Source organism: Pseudonocardia phyllosphaerae, from assembly GCF_046546475.1.
Lineage (GTDB): Bacteria > Actinomycetota > Actinomycetes > Mycobacteriales > Pseudonocardiaceae > Pseudonocardia > Pseudonocardia phyllosphaerae.
Genome location: NZ_JBKGXS010000014.1, coordinates 12,535 through 29,313 on the forward strand (window position 1 = coordinate 12,535; position 16,779 = coordinate 29,313).

At 73.5% G+C, this 16,779-nt stretch carries 14 protein-coding genes; 8 read left to right on the top strand and 6 right to left on the bottom strand.

All coding sequences use genetic code 11. The features are described 5' to 3' along the window. The first annotated feature begins 5 nt into the window (after window positions 1-5). From dapA to ACLE50_RS21645, 4 genes are all read left to right on the top strand, one after another. Window positions 6-1,034, top strand: a complete 1,029-nt coding sequence (dapA, locus tag ACLE50_RS21630) for a 4-hydroxy-tetrahydrodipicolinate synthase (RefSeq protein WP_410945451.1) — start codon at window positions 6-8, stop codon at window positions 1,032-1,034. Between the two features lie 409 nt (window positions 1,035-1,443). Next, complete coding sequence (locus ACLE50_RS21635; RefSeq protein WP_410945514.1) at window positions 1,444-3,132, top strand: ribonuclease J; 1,689 nt, start codon at window positions 1,444-1,446, stop codon at window positions 3,130-3,132. A gap of 77 nt (window positions 3,133-3,209) precedes the next feature. Beyond that, on the top strand, window positions 3,210-5,888 hold the full coding sequence (locus ACLE50_RS21640; RefSeq protein ID WP_410945452.1) for a DNA translocase FtsK: 2,679 nt from the start codon (window positions 3,210-3,212) through the stop codon (window positions 5,886-5,888). Window positions 5,889-6,097: 209 nt separating this feature from the next. Continuing rightward, window positions 6,098-6,970 (top strand): YceI family protein, encoded by an 873-nt coding sequence (locus tag ACLE50_RS21645; protein ID WP_410945453.1) that lies wholly within the window; start codon window positions 6,098-6,100, stop codon window positions 6,968-6,970. Between the two features lie 21 nt (window positions 6,971-6,991). Here ACLE50_RS21645 and ACLE50_RS21650 read toward each other — a convergent pair whose 3' ends face one another. Genes ACLE50_RS21650 through ACLE50_RS21660 form a run of 3 tightly spaced genes read right to left on the bottom strand, consistent with a single transcriptional unit; the run spans window position 6,992 to window position 8,819 of the window. After that, on the bottom strand, window positions 6,992-7,453 hold the full coding sequence (locus tag ACLE50_RS21650) for a tRNA (cytidine(34)-2'-O)-methyltransferase (protein ID WP_410945454.1): 462 nt from the start codon (window positions 7,451-7,453) through the stop codon (window positions 6,992-6,994). Window positions 7,454-7,476: 23 nt separating this feature from the next. Then, complete coding sequence (locus ACLE50_RS21655; protein WP_410945455.1) at window positions 7,477-8,277, bottom strand: helix-turn-helix domain-containing protein; 801 nt, start codon at window positions 8,275-8,277, stop codon at window positions 7,477-7,479. Between the two features lie 23 nt (window positions 8,278-8,300). Then, complete coding sequence (locus ACLE50_RS21660; RefSeq protein WP_410945456.1) at window positions 8,301-8,819, bottom strand: amino-acid N-acetyltransferase; 519 nt, start codon at window positions 8,817-8,819, stop codon at window positions 8,301-8,303. Between the two features lie 60 nt (window positions 8,820-8,879). On the opposite strand from ACLE50_RS21660, the gene rimO reads away from it, so the two are divergent. The 4 genes from rimO (at window position 8,880) to ACLE50_RS21680 (ending at window position 12,563) form a co-directional block, all read left to right on the top strand. Beyond that, window positions 8,880-10,394 (top strand): 30S ribosomal protein S12 methylthiotransferase RimO, encoded by a 1,515-nt coding sequence (rimO, locus tag ACLE50_RS21665; RefSeq protein WP_410945457.1) that lies wholly within the window; start codon window positions 8,880-8,882, stop codon window positions 10,392-10,394. Continuing rightward, on the top strand, window positions 10,391-11,023 hold the full coding sequence (pgsA, locus tag ACLE50_RS21670; RefSeq protein ID WP_410945458.1) for a CDP-diacylglycerol--glycerol-3-phosphate 3-phosphatidyltransferase: 633 nt from the start codon (window positions 10,391-10,393) through the stop codon (window positions 11,021-11,023). The genes rimO and pgsA overlap by 4 nt, the downstream gene beginning before the upstream one ends. Window positions 11,024-11,141: 118 nt before the next feature. Then, window positions 11,142-11,501: a helix-turn-helix domain-containing protein gene (locus ACLE50_RS21675; RefSeq protein ID WP_410945459.1), complete on the top strand. Its 360-nt coding sequence runs from the start codon at window positions 11,142-11,144 to the stop codon at window positions 11,499-11,501. A gap of 210 nt (window positions 11,502-11,711) precedes the next feature. Beyond that, on the top strand, window positions 11,712-12,563 hold the full coding sequence (locus tag ACLE50_RS21680; RefSeq protein WP_410945460.1) for a PspA/IM30 family protein: 852 nt from the start codon (window positions 11,712-11,714) through the stop codon (window positions 12,561-12,563). A 304-nt stretch (window positions 12,564-12,867) separates the two neighbouring features. Here the strand turns inward: ACLE50_RS21680 and ACLE50_RS21685 are convergent, their stop codons facing one another. Genes ACLE50_RS21685 through ACLE50_RS21695 form a run of 3 tightly spaced genes read right to left on the bottom strand, consistent with a single transcriptional unit; the run spans window position 12,868 to window position 16,704 of the window. After that, window positions 12,868-13,740 (bottom strand): DNA-formamidopyrimidine glycosylase family protein, encoded by an 873-nt coding sequence (locus ACLE50_RS21685; protein ID WP_410945461.1) that lies wholly within the window; start codon window positions 13,738-13,740, stop codon window positions 12,868-12,870. A gap of 37 nt (window positions 13,741-13,777) precedes the next feature. Beyond that, entirely contained in the window at window positions 13,778-15,208 is a 1,431-nt protein-coding gene (locus ACLE50_RS21690; protein ID WP_410945462.1) for an ArnT family glycosyltransferase, read from the bottom strand. A gap of 29 nt (window positions 15,209-15,237) precedes the next feature. Further along, window positions 15,238-16,704: a glycosyltransferase family 39 protein gene (locus tag ACLE50_RS21695; protein ID WP_410945463.1), complete on the bottom strand. Its 1,467-nt coding sequence runs from the start codon at window positions 16,702-16,704 to the stop codon at window positions 15,238-15,240. Window positions 16,705-16,779: the final 75 nt, after the last annotated feature.

Sequence of the window (16,779 nt, forward strand, 5' to 3'; positions counted from 1 at the left end):
GCCCCATGGACTCCGGCGCCCAGATCTCCCAGGCCGGCCAGCACCCGCCGCGCCGCCCGTTCGGCGAGGTGCTGACCGCGATGGTCACCCCTTTCGACGCCGACGGTGAGCTCGACCTGAACAAGGCCGAGCAGCTGGCCGCCCACCTGGTCGACCTCGGCAACGACGGCCTGGTGGTCAACGGCACCACGGGCGAGGGCCCCACCACCTCCGACGCGGAGAAGCGCGAGCTCATCCGCGCCGTCGTCTCCGCGGTGGGGGACCGGGCGACGATCGTCGCCGGGGCCGGTACCTACGACACCGCGCACTCCATCGAGCTCGCCCGCGCCGCCGAGGAGGCGGGCGCGCACGGCCTGCTGACGGTGACGCCGTACTACTCCCGGCCGCCGCAGGAGGGGCTGATCGCGCACTTCAGCGCGGTCGCCGACGCCACCGAGCTGCCGATGATGCTCTACGACATCCCGCCGCGGAGCGTGATCGGGATCGAGGTCGAGACGTTCCAGCGCCTCGCCCAGCACCCGCGTATCGTGGCGGTCAAGGACGCGCGCAACGACCTGCGCGTCGGCACCGAGGTCCTCGCGACGACCACGCTGGCGTACTACTCCGGCGACGACCCGGTGAACCTGCCCTGGCTCTCGGTCGGGGCGGTCGGCTTCGTGTCGGTGATCGGGCACGTCGTCGCCGACCGGCTGCGCGCCCTGATCGACGCCTACCACGCCGGTGAGCACCAGCGGGCCCGCGCGCTGCACTACGCGATGCTGCCGGTGATCCGCGCGATGGGCCGGGTCGGCGGTGCGGTGTTCGCCAAGACCGCGCTGCGGCTGCGCGGCCTGGACGTCGGCGACACCCGGCTGCCGTTGCCGCCCGCGACGCAGGAGCAGGTCGCGGCGATCGCCGGGGACCTCGCCGTCGCCGGGGTGGCGCTGGACCCGCAGGCCCGCCCGCAGGTCGGCGCCGGGCTGGCGGGGCACGGAGCGCTCGGCGGCCGCACGGCGGCCGATCTGGGCGCCGAGGTTGCGTACCACCGCACGTAGCGCAGGCGGAGTGTGCATCGATACCGCACGCAGCGTAGGTGGGGTGCGCATCGGCACCCACGTAGCGCGGCGGAAGTGCGCGTCGATACCGCACGTAGCGCAGGCGGAGTGGGCGTCGGTACCGCACGTAGCGCAGGCGGGATCGTGTCTGCAGCACACGTCGCGCAGCGCGCGTCGGCACCGCACGCGGGCCGAGACCCGGTGCGCACCGGCACCGCACCCGATCGGTTCGTAGCACCACGCGCGTGCCGACCGATACACGACATGAGCGGCGCGGCCCGACGGCCCGCCACAGCACCGAGACCATCAACGTCCGAACGAACACTGTGAGGCACGAACCCCTGTGAGTCCCCAGCGCAACGACCGCCGCAACAAGCCCGGACGGTCCCTCAGCGCCCCACCCGAGAAGATCGACCGTCCGGAGCTGCCGGACCAGGCGCCGCGCCCGCTCGCCAAGGGCGGCCTGCGCACCTTCGCGCTCGGCGGCATCGGCGAGGTCGGTCGCAACATGACCGTCTTCGAGTACGACGGCCGGCTGCTCGTCGTCGACTGCGGGGTGCTGTTCCCGTCCGACGACTCGCCCGGCGTCGACCTGATCCTGCCCGACTTCCGCGCGATCGAGGACCGGCTCGACGACATCGACGCCCTGGTCCTCACGCACGGCCACGAGGACCACATCGGTGCCGTGCCGTGGCTGCTGCGGATGCGCCCCGACATCCCGATCGTCGGCTCGAAGTTCACGCTCGCCCTGGTCGCGGCCAAGTGCAAGGAGCACCGGCTCACGCCGCGGCTGCGCGAGGTCACCGCGGGCGAGCGCACCACGCACGGCGGGTGGGACTGCGAGTACTTCGCGGTCAACCACTCGATCCCGGACGCGATCGCCGTCGCGATCCGCACCCCGGCCGGAGTCGTGCTGCACACCGGTGACATCAAGCTCGACCAGCTGCCGCTCGACGGCAGGCTCACCGACCTCGCGGGCTTCTCGCGCCTCGGTGAGGAGGGTGTCGACATGTTCCTGGTCGACTCCACCAACGCCGAGGTCCCCGGCTTCGTGACGCCGGAGGCCGAGATCGGGCCGGTCATCACCGACCTGGTCCGCCGGGCGCCGTCGCGGATCATCCTGGCCTGCTTCGCCAGCCACGTGCACCGCGTCCAGCAGGTCATCGACGCCGCCGCCGCGAACGGCCGCAAGGTCTGCCTGACCGGCCGCTCGATGGTCCGCAACATGGGACTGGCCGACGAGCACTCGCTGCTGCGGATCCCCGAGGGCATCCTCGTCGACATCGACGAGGCCATGCGCCTGCCCGACGACCAGCTCGTCCTGGTCTCCACCGGGTCGCAGGGCGAGCCGCTGGCGGCGCTGTCCCGGATGGCGCGCGGCGACCACCGCAGCATCACCATCCGCCCGGACGACACGATCATCCTGGCCAGCTCGCTGATCCCCGGCAACGAGACCGCGGTCTTCGCCGTGATCAACGGCCTGACCCGGCTCGGCGCCACCGTCGTCCACCAGGGCAACGCCAAGGTGCACGTCTCCGGGCACGCCCCGGCCGGTGAGCTGCTGTTCCTCTACAACGCGGTGCGCCCGTCGAACGTGATGCCGGTGCACGGCGAGTGGCGCCACCTGCGCGCCAACGCCGCGCTGGCCGTCAAGACCGGCGTGCCCGAGGAGAACGTGGTCATCGCCGAGAACGGCGTCGTCGTCGACCTGGTCGACGGCCGGGCCGCGATCAACGGGCGCGTCGAGGTCGGCCAGGTCTACGTCGACGGCCTCGCGGTCGGCGACGTCGGCGAGCACACCCTCGGCGACCGGCTCGCGCTCGGTGAGGGCGGGTTCATCCAGATCATCGTCGCGATCGACCACAAGACCGGTCGTGCGCTGTCCCGCCCGACGCTGACCGGCCGCGGTTTCTCCGACGACCCGAAGGCCCTGGACGCGGTCCAGCCCAAGGTCGAGGACGAGCTGTCCCGGCTGGAGAACGAGGGCGTCAGCGACCCGCACCGGATCGCGCAGGGCGTGCGCCGCGTCGTCGGGCGCTGGGTGTCGGACACCTACCGCCGCCGTCCGATGATCGTCCCGACCGTCATCGCGGTGTAGCACCGGTGAGCGGTCCGGTCCGGGCGATTCCGCGTCGCTGACCGGGATGATCCCGCTCCCGGGCTACCGTGGGTGACATGGCGGGACGGACGACCACGGGCAGGACCACCACGAGAGCGGCCGCGGGCCGCGGCTCGGGGCGGTCCGGCTCGGGTCGTTCGTCCGGTTCGCGCCCGGCCGCCCGCGGGAAGGGCAGCGCCCGCGGCGGGGCCCGCAAGAGCCCCGCGTCGCGGCGGCGCCCGCCGCAGCCGGACCTGATCGACCGCGGGATCGACGCCGTCGGACGCGGCGTGGCGCGCACGTTCCGCGCGTCCGGCCGTGCCGTCGGGCGCACCCGCGACATCGACCCCGCGCACCGCCGCGACGGCCTCGGCTTCGGGGTCCTGGTCCTCGCGGTGATCGCCGCCGCGGGCCTGTGGTGGCACGCCGGCGGCGCGGTGGGCTACTGGTTCACCTACGTCGTCCAGGCCGTCATGGGCGTCACCGGGGTGCTGCTGCCGGTGATCCTGCTGGGCATCGGCATCGTCCTGGTGACGACGCCGTCGCACCCCGAGGCGCGGCCCCGGATCATCACCGGGTCGCTGCTGCTCGCACTCGGGGTCCTGGGCCTGGTGCACCTGGGCCACGGCGCCCCCTCCGAGCCGGACGCGTGGCGCGGCGCCGGTGGGGCGCTCGGCTACGTCGCCGGCACCCCGCTCAAGGCCGGGCTGACGCTGTGGACGGCCGTCCCGGTGCTGGTCCTGCTCACGCTGTACTCGTTGCTGCTGGTCACCGGCATCCCGGTGCGGGAGCTGCCGGACATGTTCCGCAGGCTCACCGGCCAGGTCCCGCTCGACGACGAGACCGACGCCGACGCGGACACCGAGGCCGGCGCCGACGGCGAGACGACCGGCTCCAAGCGCAGGCCCCGCACCGTCGCCGACGCCGTCGCCGAGAAGGAGGGCGCGGACGCCGAGGCCCCCGAACTCGACGGCGAGACGCCCAAGCGGCGCCGGCCGTCGCGTCGCCGGCAGCAGGCCAGCGAGGGCGACGCCGCCGCCCTTGCCGAGGGCGAGCACGCCCCCGCGCCGGTCGACCCGGCCGAGGCCGACACCCCGGCCGCCGGTTCGCCGGTCACGCCCGGCAAGGCCGCGGCGAAGGCCGTCCCGGCCGCGCAGGTCGCCGAGACCCCGCACGCGGAGGAGCCGCCGTCCGAGGGCGAGCAGATGTCGATGGCCATCCGCGAGCCGGTGGGGGAGTCGGAGTACACGCTGCCGCCCGGCGACATGCTGGAGGCCGGACCGCCGCCGAAGTCCCGCAGCTCGGCCAACGACGCGATGATCGAGGCGATCACCGGCGTCCTGGACCAGTTCAACATCGATGCCCAGGTCACCGGCTTCACCCGCGGTCCGACGGTCACCCGCTACGAGATCGAGCTCGGCCCCGCGGTGAAGGTCGAGAAGATCACCCAGCTGCAGCGCAACCTCGCCTACGCGGTCGCCAACGACAACGTCCGGCTGCTCGCGCCGATCCCCGGCAAGTCCGCCGTCGGCATCGAGGTGCCCAACACCGACCGCGAGATGGTGCGCCTCGGCGACGTGCTGCGCTCCGGTGCGGCGCGCCAGGAGCAGCACCCGATGGGCATCGGGCTGGGCAAGGACATCGAGGGCCACTACCTGGTCGCGAACCTGGCGAAGATGCCGCACCTGCTGGTCGCCGGGTCCACCGGCTCCGGTAAGTCGAGCTTCGTCAACTCGATGCTGGTGTCGCTGCTGACCCGGGCCACCCCGGACGAGGTCCGGATGATCCTCATCGACCCGAAGATGGTCGAGCTGACGCCCTACGAGGGCATCCCGCACCTGATCACGCCCATCATCACCCAGCCGAAGAAGGCCGCCGCGGCGCTGGCCTGGCTGGTGGAGGAGATGGAGCAGCGCTACCAGGACATGCAGGCGAACCGGGTGCGCCACATCGACGACTTCAACCGCAAGGTGCGCTCCGGGGAGATCACCGCACCGCCCGGCTCGGAGCGGGTGTACCGGCCGTACCCGTACATCATGTGCATCGTCGACGAGCTCGCCGACCTGATGATGACCGCCCCGCGCGACGTCGAGGACGCGATCGTCCGGATCACGCAGAAGGCTCGTGCGGCGGGGATCCACCTGATCCTGGCCACGCAGCGGCCGTCGGTGGACGTCGTCACCGGTCTGATCAAGACCAACGTGCCGTCCCGGCTGGCGTTCGCGACGTCGTCGCTGACCGACAGCCGCGTCATCCTCGACCAGCCCGGCGCCGAGAAGCTGATCGGTATGGGTGACGCGCTGTACCTGCCGATGGGGGCGGGCAAGCCGACCCGTATGCAGGGCGCCTTCATCGACGACGAGGAGATCGGCAAGGTCGTCGCCTTCACCAAGGAGCAGGCCGAGCCCAGCTACACCGAGGGCGTCACCCAGGCCAAGGCCGGGGAGGCCAAGGAGATCGACGCCGACATCGGCGACGACCTCGACCTGCTGCTGCAGGCCGCCGAGCTGATCGTGACCTCCCAGTTCGGGTCGACGTCGATGCTGCAGCGCAAGCTGCGCGTCGGGTTCGCCAAGGCCGGTCGCCTCATGGACCTGCTCGAGACCCGGCACATCGTCGGGCCCTCGGAGGGCTCCAAGGCCCGCGACGTGCTGGTGAAGCCGGACGAGCTGGAGAACGCGCTGTACCTGATCAAGGGCGGTGGCACCGCGGACGGCGGCGAGGTCGGCGGGGACACCGGGGACGACGAGTTCTGACCACCGATCGGCCGCCCGGTGCACACGCTGCGTGTGCGTCGGACGGGGATCACTGGGCCGCCCGGGCGACGTGATGCGCACCGCTGCGGCACGCCGCGGGTACAAGTTTCCGCGGCAACCACGTCGTGCCAGAGTGTGCGCTCCGGGTCACCGCAGTGGCCCGCAGGTCGCACGCCCGGGCCTCCGGGCGCGAACGAAGGAGCCCCCCGGTGTTCTGGAAGAAGCGGGACCCCCGCCGCGGCGGCCGCGCGGGTGCCGACCGGCACGCCCTGGTCCCGATCCCGCTGACCGGCGGGATGCTCACCGGCGAGGTCCGGGACATCGAGGGCGGTGCGCTGCCGGGGACCGAGGTCTCGGTGCTCGACGCCGCCGACCGTCGCGTCGCGCATCTCGAGACCGACCCGTTCGGCCGGTTCACGGCGTCGCTGATGCCCGGCCGCTACCGGGTCCGGGTCGACTCCGGCGGGTACCGGCAGGTCACCGACGTCGTCGAGATCCCGTGGGGCGCGCACACCGAGATGCCGCCGATCGAGCTCGGTGAGGACCCGGACCTGCACCCGCCGCGGCCGGGCGTGTTCGTGATCGACCCCGACCATTCCTCGGTCCGGTTCGTGGCCCGCCACATCGGCCTGTCCAAGGTCTACGGCCGGTTCGACCGGTTCCAGGGCCGGATCCACATCGCGGAGCCGTTCGACGAGTCCACGGTCGAGGTCGTCATCGACGCGGCCAGCATCGACACCAACGTCGAGGCCCGCGACACCCACCTGCGCTCGCCGGACTTCCTCGACGTCGAGCGGTTCCCGGAGCTGCGCTTCACCGGCAGCCGGTTCACCCAGCGCGGCGGCAACCGCTGGACCGTCGACGGCGACCTGACGCTGCACGGCCTGACCAGCGACGTCTCGCTCGAGACCACGTTCGGCGGCTCCGCGGAGTGGAACGGCGACCGGATCGGCGCCGTCGCCACCACGCAGCTGCACCGGGAGCACTTCACGCTGAACTGGCAGCAGACCATCGCCAAGGGGCTGCCGGTCGTCGGGTCGACGATCGACATCCAGCTCGACGTGCAGGCGGTGCGCCAGTAGCAGGGGCGCCGGCAGCAGGGGTCAGCTGAACCCGGCCTGCCGCCACGCCTCGTAGACGGCGACGGCGGCGGCGTTGGACAGGTTCAGCGACCGGTTCGACGGCCGCATCGGCAGCGACACCTGCCCGGTGACCCAGCCGGCACCGGCGACGTCGTCGGGCAGTCCGGTGGACTCACGGCCGAACAGCAGCACGTCATCGGGCCGGTAGGAGACGTCGGTGTGGCGGGTCGGCGCGCCGGGGACGAACGCGAACACCCGGGCCCCGTCCGCGGTCACCCAGGCGGCGAAGGCCTCGGTGCCCTCGTGCACGACGACGTCGGCGAGGTCGGCGTAGTCCAGCCCTGCGCGGCGGACCGAGCGTTCGTCGAGGGAGAACCCGAGCGGGCGGACCAGGTGCAGCTCGGCGCCGGTGTTCGCCGCGAGCCGGATCGCGTTGCCGGTGTTCGGCGGGATCTCCGGGGTGTGCAGGGCGAGGCGGACCACGCCGATGTTCTACCGGCCCGAGATCACGGCCGTTCGCCGAGCCAGCCCCGGGCCGTCGTGCCTGCGAGATCGCGGAAGTCGCGCGCCAGGTGCTGCTGGTCGGCGTAACCGCAGGTGGCGGCGACGTCGGCGATGGGTGGGGCGGCGGGGGAGCGCAGCAGCGCGCACGCCCGCTCGAACCGGATGACCCGGGCCGCGGACTTGGTGCCGAGCCCGGTCTCGCGGCGCAGCCGTTCGCCGAGGTGCCGGGCGGACCAGCCGACGTCGGCGGCGACGTCGGTGACCCGTGCGGTCCCGCCGCTGCGGCGCAACAGAGCCCACGCGCGGCCCAGCTCGTCCGCCGGGGCCGCGGCGTTCCGGGCTGCGGCGATGCGGACCAGCTCGTCGTCGAGCAGGGCGAAGCGCGCGGGCCAGGACGGTGCCGCGTGCAGCCGGTCCAGCAGCGTCTCGACCTCCGGCAGCAGCGCGCCGAGGTCGACGACGTCGCCGGTCAGCTCGGCGGCGGGCAGCCCGAGCAGGGCGCGGGCGCCGCGCCAGGTCAGGGCCAGCTGCATCCCGGTCTGGGGCTCGCCGGTCGCGATCACCGCGGGCGCGGTGTGCAGCCCGGCCACCGATGCGGCGAACCGGCCGCCGCGGCGCGCGGGGTCGGGCATGTGCAGCAGCTCGACGGCGCCGTCGAGACAGAGGATGAGCGTCAGGTGCCCGCTCGCGACGCCTTGGTGGGTCCCCGCGGGGCCGGCGCCCGTCCGCCAGGCCCAGATCTCGGAGACCAGCGGGCGCAGCCGGGCGCTGGTGCGCCACCGCCACGCGCCCGGGTCGTCCATGCGACACAGGATCGCAGGGGCCGCTACAGGCGCAACAGCATCCGCACGTTGCCCAGGGTGTTCGGCTTGACGTGCGCGAGGTCGAGGAACTCGGCGACACCGGCGTCGTAGCTGCGCAGCATGGCCGCGAAGACCTCGGCCGAGACCGGCGTGCCGTCGATCTCGGCGAAGCCGTGCCGGGCGAAGAAGTGCTTCTCGAAGGTCAGCACGAACAGCCGGGACAGCCCCAGCTCGCGGGCGCCGTCGATCAGCGCACTGACGATCTTGTGGCCGACCCCGTGCCCGAGCACCGACGGTGACACCGCCACCGTGCGGATCTCGCCGAGGTCCTCCCAGAGCACGTGCAGCGCCCCGCACCCGACGACGACGCCGTCCAGCTCGGCGACCAGGAACTCCGGCACCGCCTCGTAGAGGGTGACGGTCTCCTTCGCGAGCAGGACCTTGCCCGCGTACTCGTCGACGAGGTCGCGGATCGCGCGCACGTCGGGGGTGCGCGCCCGGCGGACCCGGACGGCGGGCAGGTGATCGGCTGCATCGGCCACGGACGGCGAGCCTAGACGCCGGGCCGCACCACCGGCGGCCCGCCGTCTACCCTTGCAACCGTGGTTTCCCCCGACGGAGGTCCCCGGCGCGCTGCCCTGCTGACGCTGGGCTGCGCGCGCAACGAGGTCGACTCGGAGGAGCTGGCCGGACGGCTGGCCGGATCCGGCTGGGAGCTGGTCGACGCCGACGGCGGCGAGCCCGACGTCATCGTCGTCAACACCTGCGGTTTCGTCGAGCAGGCGAAGAAGGACTCGATCGACACCGTGCTGGCTGCGTCCGACGTGGCGCGACCGGCCGGGGCGAAGGTCGTGGCCGTGGGCTGCCTGGCCGAACGCTACGGCTCCGAGCTGGCCGCCGACCTGCCCGAGGCCGACGCGGTGCTCGGCTTCGACGCCTACCCCGAGCTGGCCGAGCGTCTCGGCGACGTCCTCGGCGGGCACGCACCGGCCCCGCACGTCCCCACCGACCGGCGGCAGCTGCTGCCGATCTCGCCGGTGGAGCGCCAGTCCGCGACGACGGATGTGTCGGTGCCGGGGCACGAATGGCTGCCCGACATCTCGCGGACCCGGCTGAGCGGTGGCCCGGTGGCGTCGCTGAAGCTCGCCTCGGGCTGCGACCGGCGCTGCGCGTTCTGCGCGATCCCCAGCTTCCGCGGCAGCTTCGTCTCCCGCCCGCCGGCCGACGTGCTCGGCGAGGCCGCCTGGCTGGCGACCCAGGGTGTGCGCGAGATCGTGCTGGTCAGCGAGAACTCGACGTCCTACGGCAAGGATCTGCCCGGCGGTACCCGCGCGCTCGGCGACCTGGTCCGGCAGATGGCCGATATCGACGGCGTCGAGCGCATCCGGGTGGCCTACCTGCAGCCCGCCGAGCTGCGCCCCGACCTGCTGTCGATCCTTGCGACGACGCCGGCGGTCGCGCCGTACTTCGACCTGTCCTTCCAGCACGCCTCCGGGCCGCTGCTGCGGCGGATGCGCCGGTTCGGCTCGCGCACCGACTTCCTCGACCTGTGCGAGCGGATCCGCACGCTCGCCCCCGAGGCGGGCATCCGGTCCAACGTGATCGTCGGGTTCCCCGGGGAGACCGAGGAGGACCTGGCCGAGCTGGAGGCGTTCCTGACCGGCGCCCGGCTCGACGCGGTCGGCGTGTTCGGCTACTCCGACGAGGACGGCACCGAGGCCGAAGGCTACGACGGCAAGATCGACCCGGACGAGGTCGCCGAGCGCGTCGCGCGGATCTCCGCGCTGGTCGACGAGCTGATGCAGCAGCGCGCCGAGGACCGGGTCGGCACCGAGGTCGTCGTGCTGGTCGAGGGGGCCGAGACCGATGAGGACGACTGCACCGGCCGCGCCGGCCACCAGGGCCCGGACTCCGACGGCGAGTGCGTGGTCGTCGGTGCCGCGGACTCCGGCGAGGAGGACTCCGGCGAGGCGCCCGAACCGGGCAACCTGCGGCCAGGGGACCTGGTGCGCTGCCGGGTGACCGGCACCGAGGGCGTCGACCTGCTGGTCGAGGCGCTCGAGCTGCTGCCCGCGGGTGGTGTCGCGGCCGAACCGGCCCCGGCGGGGACCGGATGAGCACCCCGCAGCCGGCCGAGGGCTCGACCGTGCCGACCAGCGGGAACCCGCCGGTCGTCAACGTGGCGAACGCCCTGACCTGCGTCCGGCTGCTCCTGGTCCCCGTCTTCGCCGTGGCCCTGCTGCTCGAGGACGGCCGGTCGGTCGGCTGGCGGCTCACCGCGTTCGCGGTGTTCGCCGTCGCCGCGCTCACCGACCGGCTCGACGGCCAGCTGGCCCGCAAGCGGGGCCTGGTCACCTCCTTCGGCGAGCTCGTCGACCCGATCGCGGACAAGGCCCTCATGGGGGCCGCGCTGATCGGGCTGTCGCTGCTGGAGCTGCTGCCGTGGTGGGTGACCCTGGTGATCCTCGGGCGTGAGCTCGCGGTCACCGTGCTGCGGTTCGTCGTCATCCGCACCCGTGGTGTCATCCCGGCCAGCCGCGGTGGCAAGGCCAAGACCGTGGCGCAGAGCGTCGCGATCGGTCTGTTCGTGCTGCCACTGGCGATGCTCTTCCCGCCGGCGGCGACGGTCGCCGAGGTCGTTCAATGGACGATCATGGGCATCGCGCTGCTGCTGACCGTCGCCACGGGCGTCGACTACTTCGTGAAGGCGTTCCGGAGCAGTGGCGGGGAACAGCAGGTTTCCTGACGGCGTTGTACCCGGGGTGAACGGTGTTCGCCGTGGGCGGACGCCGGAGCGCCAGGTGACCGCGCCGACGGGTGGCGCGAGCCGGTACGGTGAGCTGACCCGAGTCCGAGGAGGGCCCATGCTGTTGCGGGAAGCGATCGGCAGTGGCCTGCGACGTGCGCGCACGGCGCGGCGGCGCACACTGCGCGACATCTCGCGTGCCGCACGCATCAGCCTCGGGTACCTCTCCGAGGTCGAGCGCGGACGCAAGGAGCCCTCCAGCGAGCTGCTCGCGGCGATCTGCGAGGCCCTCGACATCACCGTCCCCGAGCTGCTCACCGGGGTCGCCGCCGACATGGCGGGCCAGGGCCGGGCCACCCGCGACGACGTGCTGGTCCCGATCGGGCAGCGGCACTCCGAGCTGCGCCTCGCCGGGCGTCCCGGCACTCCCGTGGCCGCGCCGGCGAGTTCCGGCGGCCCGGTCGCGTCCGCGGCCTGAGGTCCCGGCGCGCTCGTTTCGCCGGGCAACGCCTGAGGCCGTGATCCCCGACTCGCATGCGCGGTAGGCTGCGGGCGAACCGGCAGCAGTGCCAGGATGGGACGACGAGCCGGTACCGGCCGCCGGGGGGACGCCAGGTCGGTCCGGCCCGGTGCACCCGCCGCGCAGGTGGGTAGGTCGCGAGCGAACGCAGGCGGAGGACGCGAAGAGATGGCCAACGGATTCACCAAGTTCTTCAGCTATCTGTCGGCTCTGTTCTCGTCGAAGGTCGACGAGCACGCCGACCCGAAGGTGCAGATCCAGCAGGCCATCGAGGACGCCCAGCGGCAGCACCAGCAGCTGTCCCAGCAGGCCGCGGCGGTCATCGGCAACCAGCGTCAGCTGGAGATGAAGCTGAACCGCCAGCTGGGCGAGATCGAGAAGCTCCAGTCCTCGGCGAAGCAGGCGCTGGTCCTCGCCGACCAGGCCCGCGCGCAGGGCGACGAGCAGAAGGCCCAGCAGTACGAGCAGTCGGCCCAGTCGTTCGCCACCCAGCTGGTGACGGCCGAGCAGGGCGTCGAGGACCTCAAGACGCTGCACGACCAGTCGATCGGCGCCGCCGAGCAGGCCAAGCAGGCCGTCGAGCGGAACTCGATGGTGCTGCAGCAGAAGATCGCCGAGCGCACCAAGCTGCTCAGCCAGCTGGAGCAGGCGAAGATGCAGGAGCAGGCGTCGAAGTCGCTCCAGCAGATGAGCGAGCTCTCCGCCCCGCGCAACGCCCCGTCGCTCGACGAGGTCCGCGACAAGATCGAGAAGCGGTACTCGACGGCCCTCGGGTCCGCCGAGCTCGCGCAGAACTCGGTGCAGGGCCGGATGCTCGAGGTGCAGCAGTCGACGACCGACATGGCCGGCGCCTCGCGTCTCGACCAGATCCGCGCGTCGATGTCCGGGCAGCCGATCGCCGGTGGCGGTCAGCAGCAGGTCGGGCAGAACGAGACGCAGCAGATCTCGTCGAACCCGGCTCCGGCGCAGCCGCAGCAGCAGAACCAGGGCCAGAACCAGCAGCAGCCCGGGACCGCCTGAGTCTCCGCCTTCCGCGGACGCCGCCGCCCTCATTGTCGGGGACGGCGGCGTTCGTGTGTCCGGCCCCACTGGTCGCACTCCGCCGGACCCCGCGCCGGGCGTTCCCACACCCCGTGGCGGCGGCGCACACCCCGGCGCCGGTCCGCACACCCGAAATATCGGGTGTGCGAACCCGCCGCGGGGTGTGCCGGCCACTCGGAGCGGGCGATCCGCCGCGGTGCAGCACACCGTTTCCGGCCGTGGCACATGCTGCGGCGTGTGCTGCGTACGGAAACGGTGTGCTGCGGGTCGCGGGCGGCGCGGGTCAGCGGGCGCGCAGGCCCGGGGGAGGACGGCCGGGGGCGCCGCGGCGGGGCCCGGTGCTGCGGCGGACCGGGCGGGGCGCCGGGCCGCGCTGGCAGGTCGGGCACCAGTAGGTGACCCGGGCCCGCGGCGCCATGCCCTGGTCGGCGGTCCGGATCCGGGTGCCGCAGCGCCGGCACGGGCGTCCCGGGCGTTCGAACACCCAGTGCGCCTCACCGGCGGCGAGCGACCCGGTCGTCGTCTGCTCCGGACGGTCCTTGTTCGACGACAGCAGCTTGCGCGACAACGCGATCACCCCGGCCGGGTCGGGGACGTCGCGGACGAGGGTCCAGGGCGTGAGCCCCAGCAGGAAGCAGATGTCGTTGCGGTAGAGGTTCCCGAGCCCGGCCATCACCCGCTGCTCCAGCAGCACCAGGCCCAGCTCGTGCTCGCCGCGGGCGGTGAAGCGGCGCAGCGCCTCGGCGTCGTGGCCGGGGCCCCAGTCCGGATCGAGCAGGTCGGGGCCGAGGTGCCCGACGAGCGTCTGCTCCTCGGCGGTCGGCAGCAGCTCCAGGTCGTGCAGCGCGAACCCGACGGCGACCCGGTCGGCCGTCTCCAGCACCGCACGTGCCTCGTGCGCGACCCGCCGCCACCGCATCCCCGGCCGGTAGAGGTGCCAGGCGCCGTCCATCCGGAAGTGGGAGTGCAGGCTGCGGCCGTCGTCGAACCGGGTGAACAGGTGCTTGCCGACGCAGGCGACGCCGGTGACCGTCAGTCCGGTGAGGTCGTGCTCGACCAGCCGCGGGTGCCGCAGCTCGCCGCGCAGCAGCTCGTGCCCGGCCAGCGCGGCGTGCAGTCGCTTGCCGGCCAGGTAGACGGTGTCTCCCTCGGGCACGGGGGCGACGCTACCCGCGGCCGCCGGATCCGGCCGTCTACCGCAGGGTGCGCAGCGACGGCCACGCCTGCGACCAGGGGCGATGCGGGCCCGTGCCGACCCACACCGGGTACTCGTCGTCGGAGTCCACGCGCTGCAGCCCGGTGACGGCGGGGGCGAGTACCGCTGGGTCCTCGCCGAGGAACAGCACGACGTCGCGGTCGTCCGGCGGTGGGTCGAGGTAGCCGTAGGCGCGGTGCACGCTGTACACCGGCGGCAGCTCGGGCCGGCTCCGTTCCACGTCCAGGTAGGCGGCCGCGGTGTAGTCGGCGGTCACGACGACGGCGCGGCTGCGCTGCTCCGGAGACAACGTCGCGGACGCCCGGTCGACCGACGCCGCGATCTGCTCGGGGAGCTCCGGCGGCGCCGACGACGCCATCTCCGGAAGCGTCGCCCCGGCCGCCACGACCGCGAGCACCACGCCCGGCCACGCCATCCACGACAGCCGCGCGTGCCCGTCCTCCCGGCGGTGCTGGAACGCGACCGCGCCGAGGGCGGCAAGCACGCCGTAGTACCCCGCCAGGTAGTACATGCGCCCCGGCGCGACGGCGAACACCACCCACAGCACGACACCGGTCAGCGCCAGGAACCGGTACGGCCGCAGCCGTGGATCTCGTGCGGCCCCGACGACGCCCGCCACCGTCAGCACCACGCCCAGCACCCCGGCACCCAGCAGCAGGAGCGCCGCGTTCATCGGGCGCCCCCCGAACGTCTCCGACTCCTCGGCGACGACGCCGGCCATCTGCATCTGCGGCCAGCCGTGCGCGGCCTGCCAGAGCAGCGTCGGCGCCGCGATCACCGCCCCGACGACGACACCGCCCCACAACGCCGGGCGCCGCAGCACCGACCGCGGCCCGGCCACCGCGAGGGCCACCAGCAGCACCGCACCGAGGCCGATCACTTGGAACTTGGTGAGCGCGGCGAGCCCGAGCACCGGCCCGATGGCCAGGAGCAGCCGGTCGTCGCGCACCCGGACCCAGCGCGCGAGCAGCCAGCTGAGCGTGAGCCAGCCGACCGGTTCGAGGGCCCCGGGCACGAGCACGTGCCCCAGCCCGCTCGTCCAGATCCCGGTCCCGGCGGCGATCGCGGCGAGCGTCTGCGCCCGGCGGCCACCACCCAGCTCGCGGGCGATCAGCGCGGTGACCAGTACCGATGCCGTCGTCGCCAGGACCGGGACGATCCGCAGCGCCACCAGCGAGTCCGGCGCGACGGCGTCGGCGAGGGCGGCGATCGCCGGTGTGAGCGGCGGCTGGTCGGCCGACCCCCAGTCCAGGTGGTTCCGGCCGAGGGAGAGCATCAGGGCCTCGTCGAAGTAGCGGCCCGGATAGATCACCGCCGCGACCAGGTGCACGAGACCCACGACCCCGGCCGTGACGCCGACCGGTACGGCCGCGAACGGCCGGACCTGCGACGTCGTGGGTGCGCTCATCGGTCACTGCACCTCGAGGGGCTCATCGGTCACTGCACCTCGAGGGTCCGCAGCTGCGGCCACACCTGCGACCACGGCCGCGTGGTCCCGGTGCCGACCCACACCGTGTTGCCGTCGCCGAGGTCCGCGGCGGGGCGCATCGTGATGCCGAGCGGCGCGAGCAGCGTCGGGCCGCCGCCGACCTGGATGACGGTGTCGTGGTCGTCGGGCGGCGGGTCGAAGTAGCCGTAGCTGCGGTTGCCGCCGTGGGCCTGCGGCAGGCCGAGACCCGGGTCGGCGCCGTCGACGAAGGCCGACCAGATGTAGGACGACCCGTAGATCACCGTGTGCGCCTGCTGCCCGGGCGGCAGCGCGCGATACACCTGGGCGACGGTCGTGGCGACCTTGTCCTGGATCTGCTCGGCGCTGGAGGTGAACCCCGAGCTCCCAGTGTGGACGAGGCCCGCGAGCAGCACCGACAGGATCGCGCCCGGCCAGACCGTCCAGCGCAGCCGCCGGTGCCCGGCCTCACGGCGGTGCTGCAGCCAGACCGCGCCGAGCGCGGCCGCGGCGCCGTGCATCCCGACCAGGTAGTACGCCCGCCCGACCAGCACCGCGAACACGATCCAGAGCAGCACGAACGCGACCGCGAGGAACCGGTACGGCCGCAGCCGCGGGTCGCGGACGGCGCCGACGAACCCCGCGACGATCAGGACGACGCCGAGCAGCCCGGCGAGCAGCAGCATCGCGGCGGCGTTCGGGCCGGGACCGCCGAACAGGCTCGCCTCGGACGCGGCGATCGCGCCCATCTGCACCTGCGGCCACCCGTGGACGGCCTGCCACACCAGCGTCGGCGCGGCGATGAGCGCACCGAGCAGCGCCGCGACCCAGAACGCCGGGCGGCGCAGCAGCTCCCGCGGCCCGACGGCGAGCAGCGCCACCACCAGCGCGACCCCGAGCCCGACGACCTGGAACTTCGTCTGCGTCGCGATCCCGAGCACCACGCCGACGACGAGCAGCAGCCGGTCGTCGCGCACCCGGATCCAGCGCACCAGCAGCCACACGATCAGCAGCCACTGGATCGGCTCCAGCGAGTACGGCGTCACCCAGTGCCCGACGAACACCGTCCACAGCCCGGTGGCCTGGGCCAGCGCGGTCATCGTCTGCGCGCGGGCGTCACCACCCATCTCGCGCGCGATCAGCGCCGCGACGACCACCGCGGCCGCGGTGAGCAGGGCCGGCACCGCGTGCAGGACCGGGTTCACCCCGGGCGCGATCGCGTCGAGCAGCCCGGCGAGCAGCGGGGCCACCGGCGGCTGGTCGGCCGAGCCCCAGTCCAGATGGTGGCGGCCGATGGCGAGCATCAGCGCCTCGTCGAAGAAGTGCCCGCGCTCCAGCGACCCGACGACCAGGTGGTAGAGCGCGACGACGACGGCTACCGCCCCGACCGGCACCCGGGCGAGCGGTGGCACCGGCGGCGCGGCCCGCTGCGCGGTGCTCTCCGACGTCGTGATCATGACAGTCCCCCCGGACGCGGCCACGGCCCGGCGCGGCTGCCGGGCCCGAGGGTCGGAGTGAACCGCGGGAGCTCC

Excerpts from the sequence above, each read along its gene's own strand:
- dapA (WP_410945451.1), top strand. The coding sequence starts at position 6 with ATGGACTCCGGCGCCCAGATCTCCCAGGCCGGCCAGCACCCGCCGCGC.
- ACLE50_RS21640 (WP_410945452.1), top strand. The coding sequence starts at position 3,210 with ATGGCGGGACGGACGACCACGGGCAGGACCACCACGAGAGCGGCCGCG.
- ACLE50_RS21655 (WP_410945455.1), bottom strand. The coding sequence starts at position 8,277 with ATGGACGACCCGGGCGCGTGGCGGTGGCGCACCAGCGCCCGGCTGCGC.
- pgsA (WP_410945458.1), top strand. The coding sequence starts at position 10,391 with ATGAGCACCCCGCAGCCGGCCGAGGGCTCGACCGTGCCGACCAGCGGG.
- ACLE50_RS21675 (WP_410945459.1), top strand. The coding sequence starts at position 11,142 with ATGCTGTTGCGGGAAGCGATCGGCAGTGGCCTGCGACGTGCGCGCACG.
- ACLE50_RS21680 (WP_410945460.1), top strand. The coding sequence starts at position 11,712 with ATGGCCAACGGATTCACCAAGTTCTTCAGCTATCTGTCGGCTCTGTTC.
- ACLE50_RS21690 (WP_410945462.1), bottom strand. The coding sequence starts at position 15,208 with ATGAGCGCACCCACGACGTCGCAGGTCCGGCCGTTCGCGGCCGTACCG.
- ACLE50_RS21695 (WP_410945463.1), bottom strand. The coding sequence starts at position 16,704 with ATGATCACGACGTCGGAGAGCACCGCGCAGCGGGCCGCGCCGCCGGTG.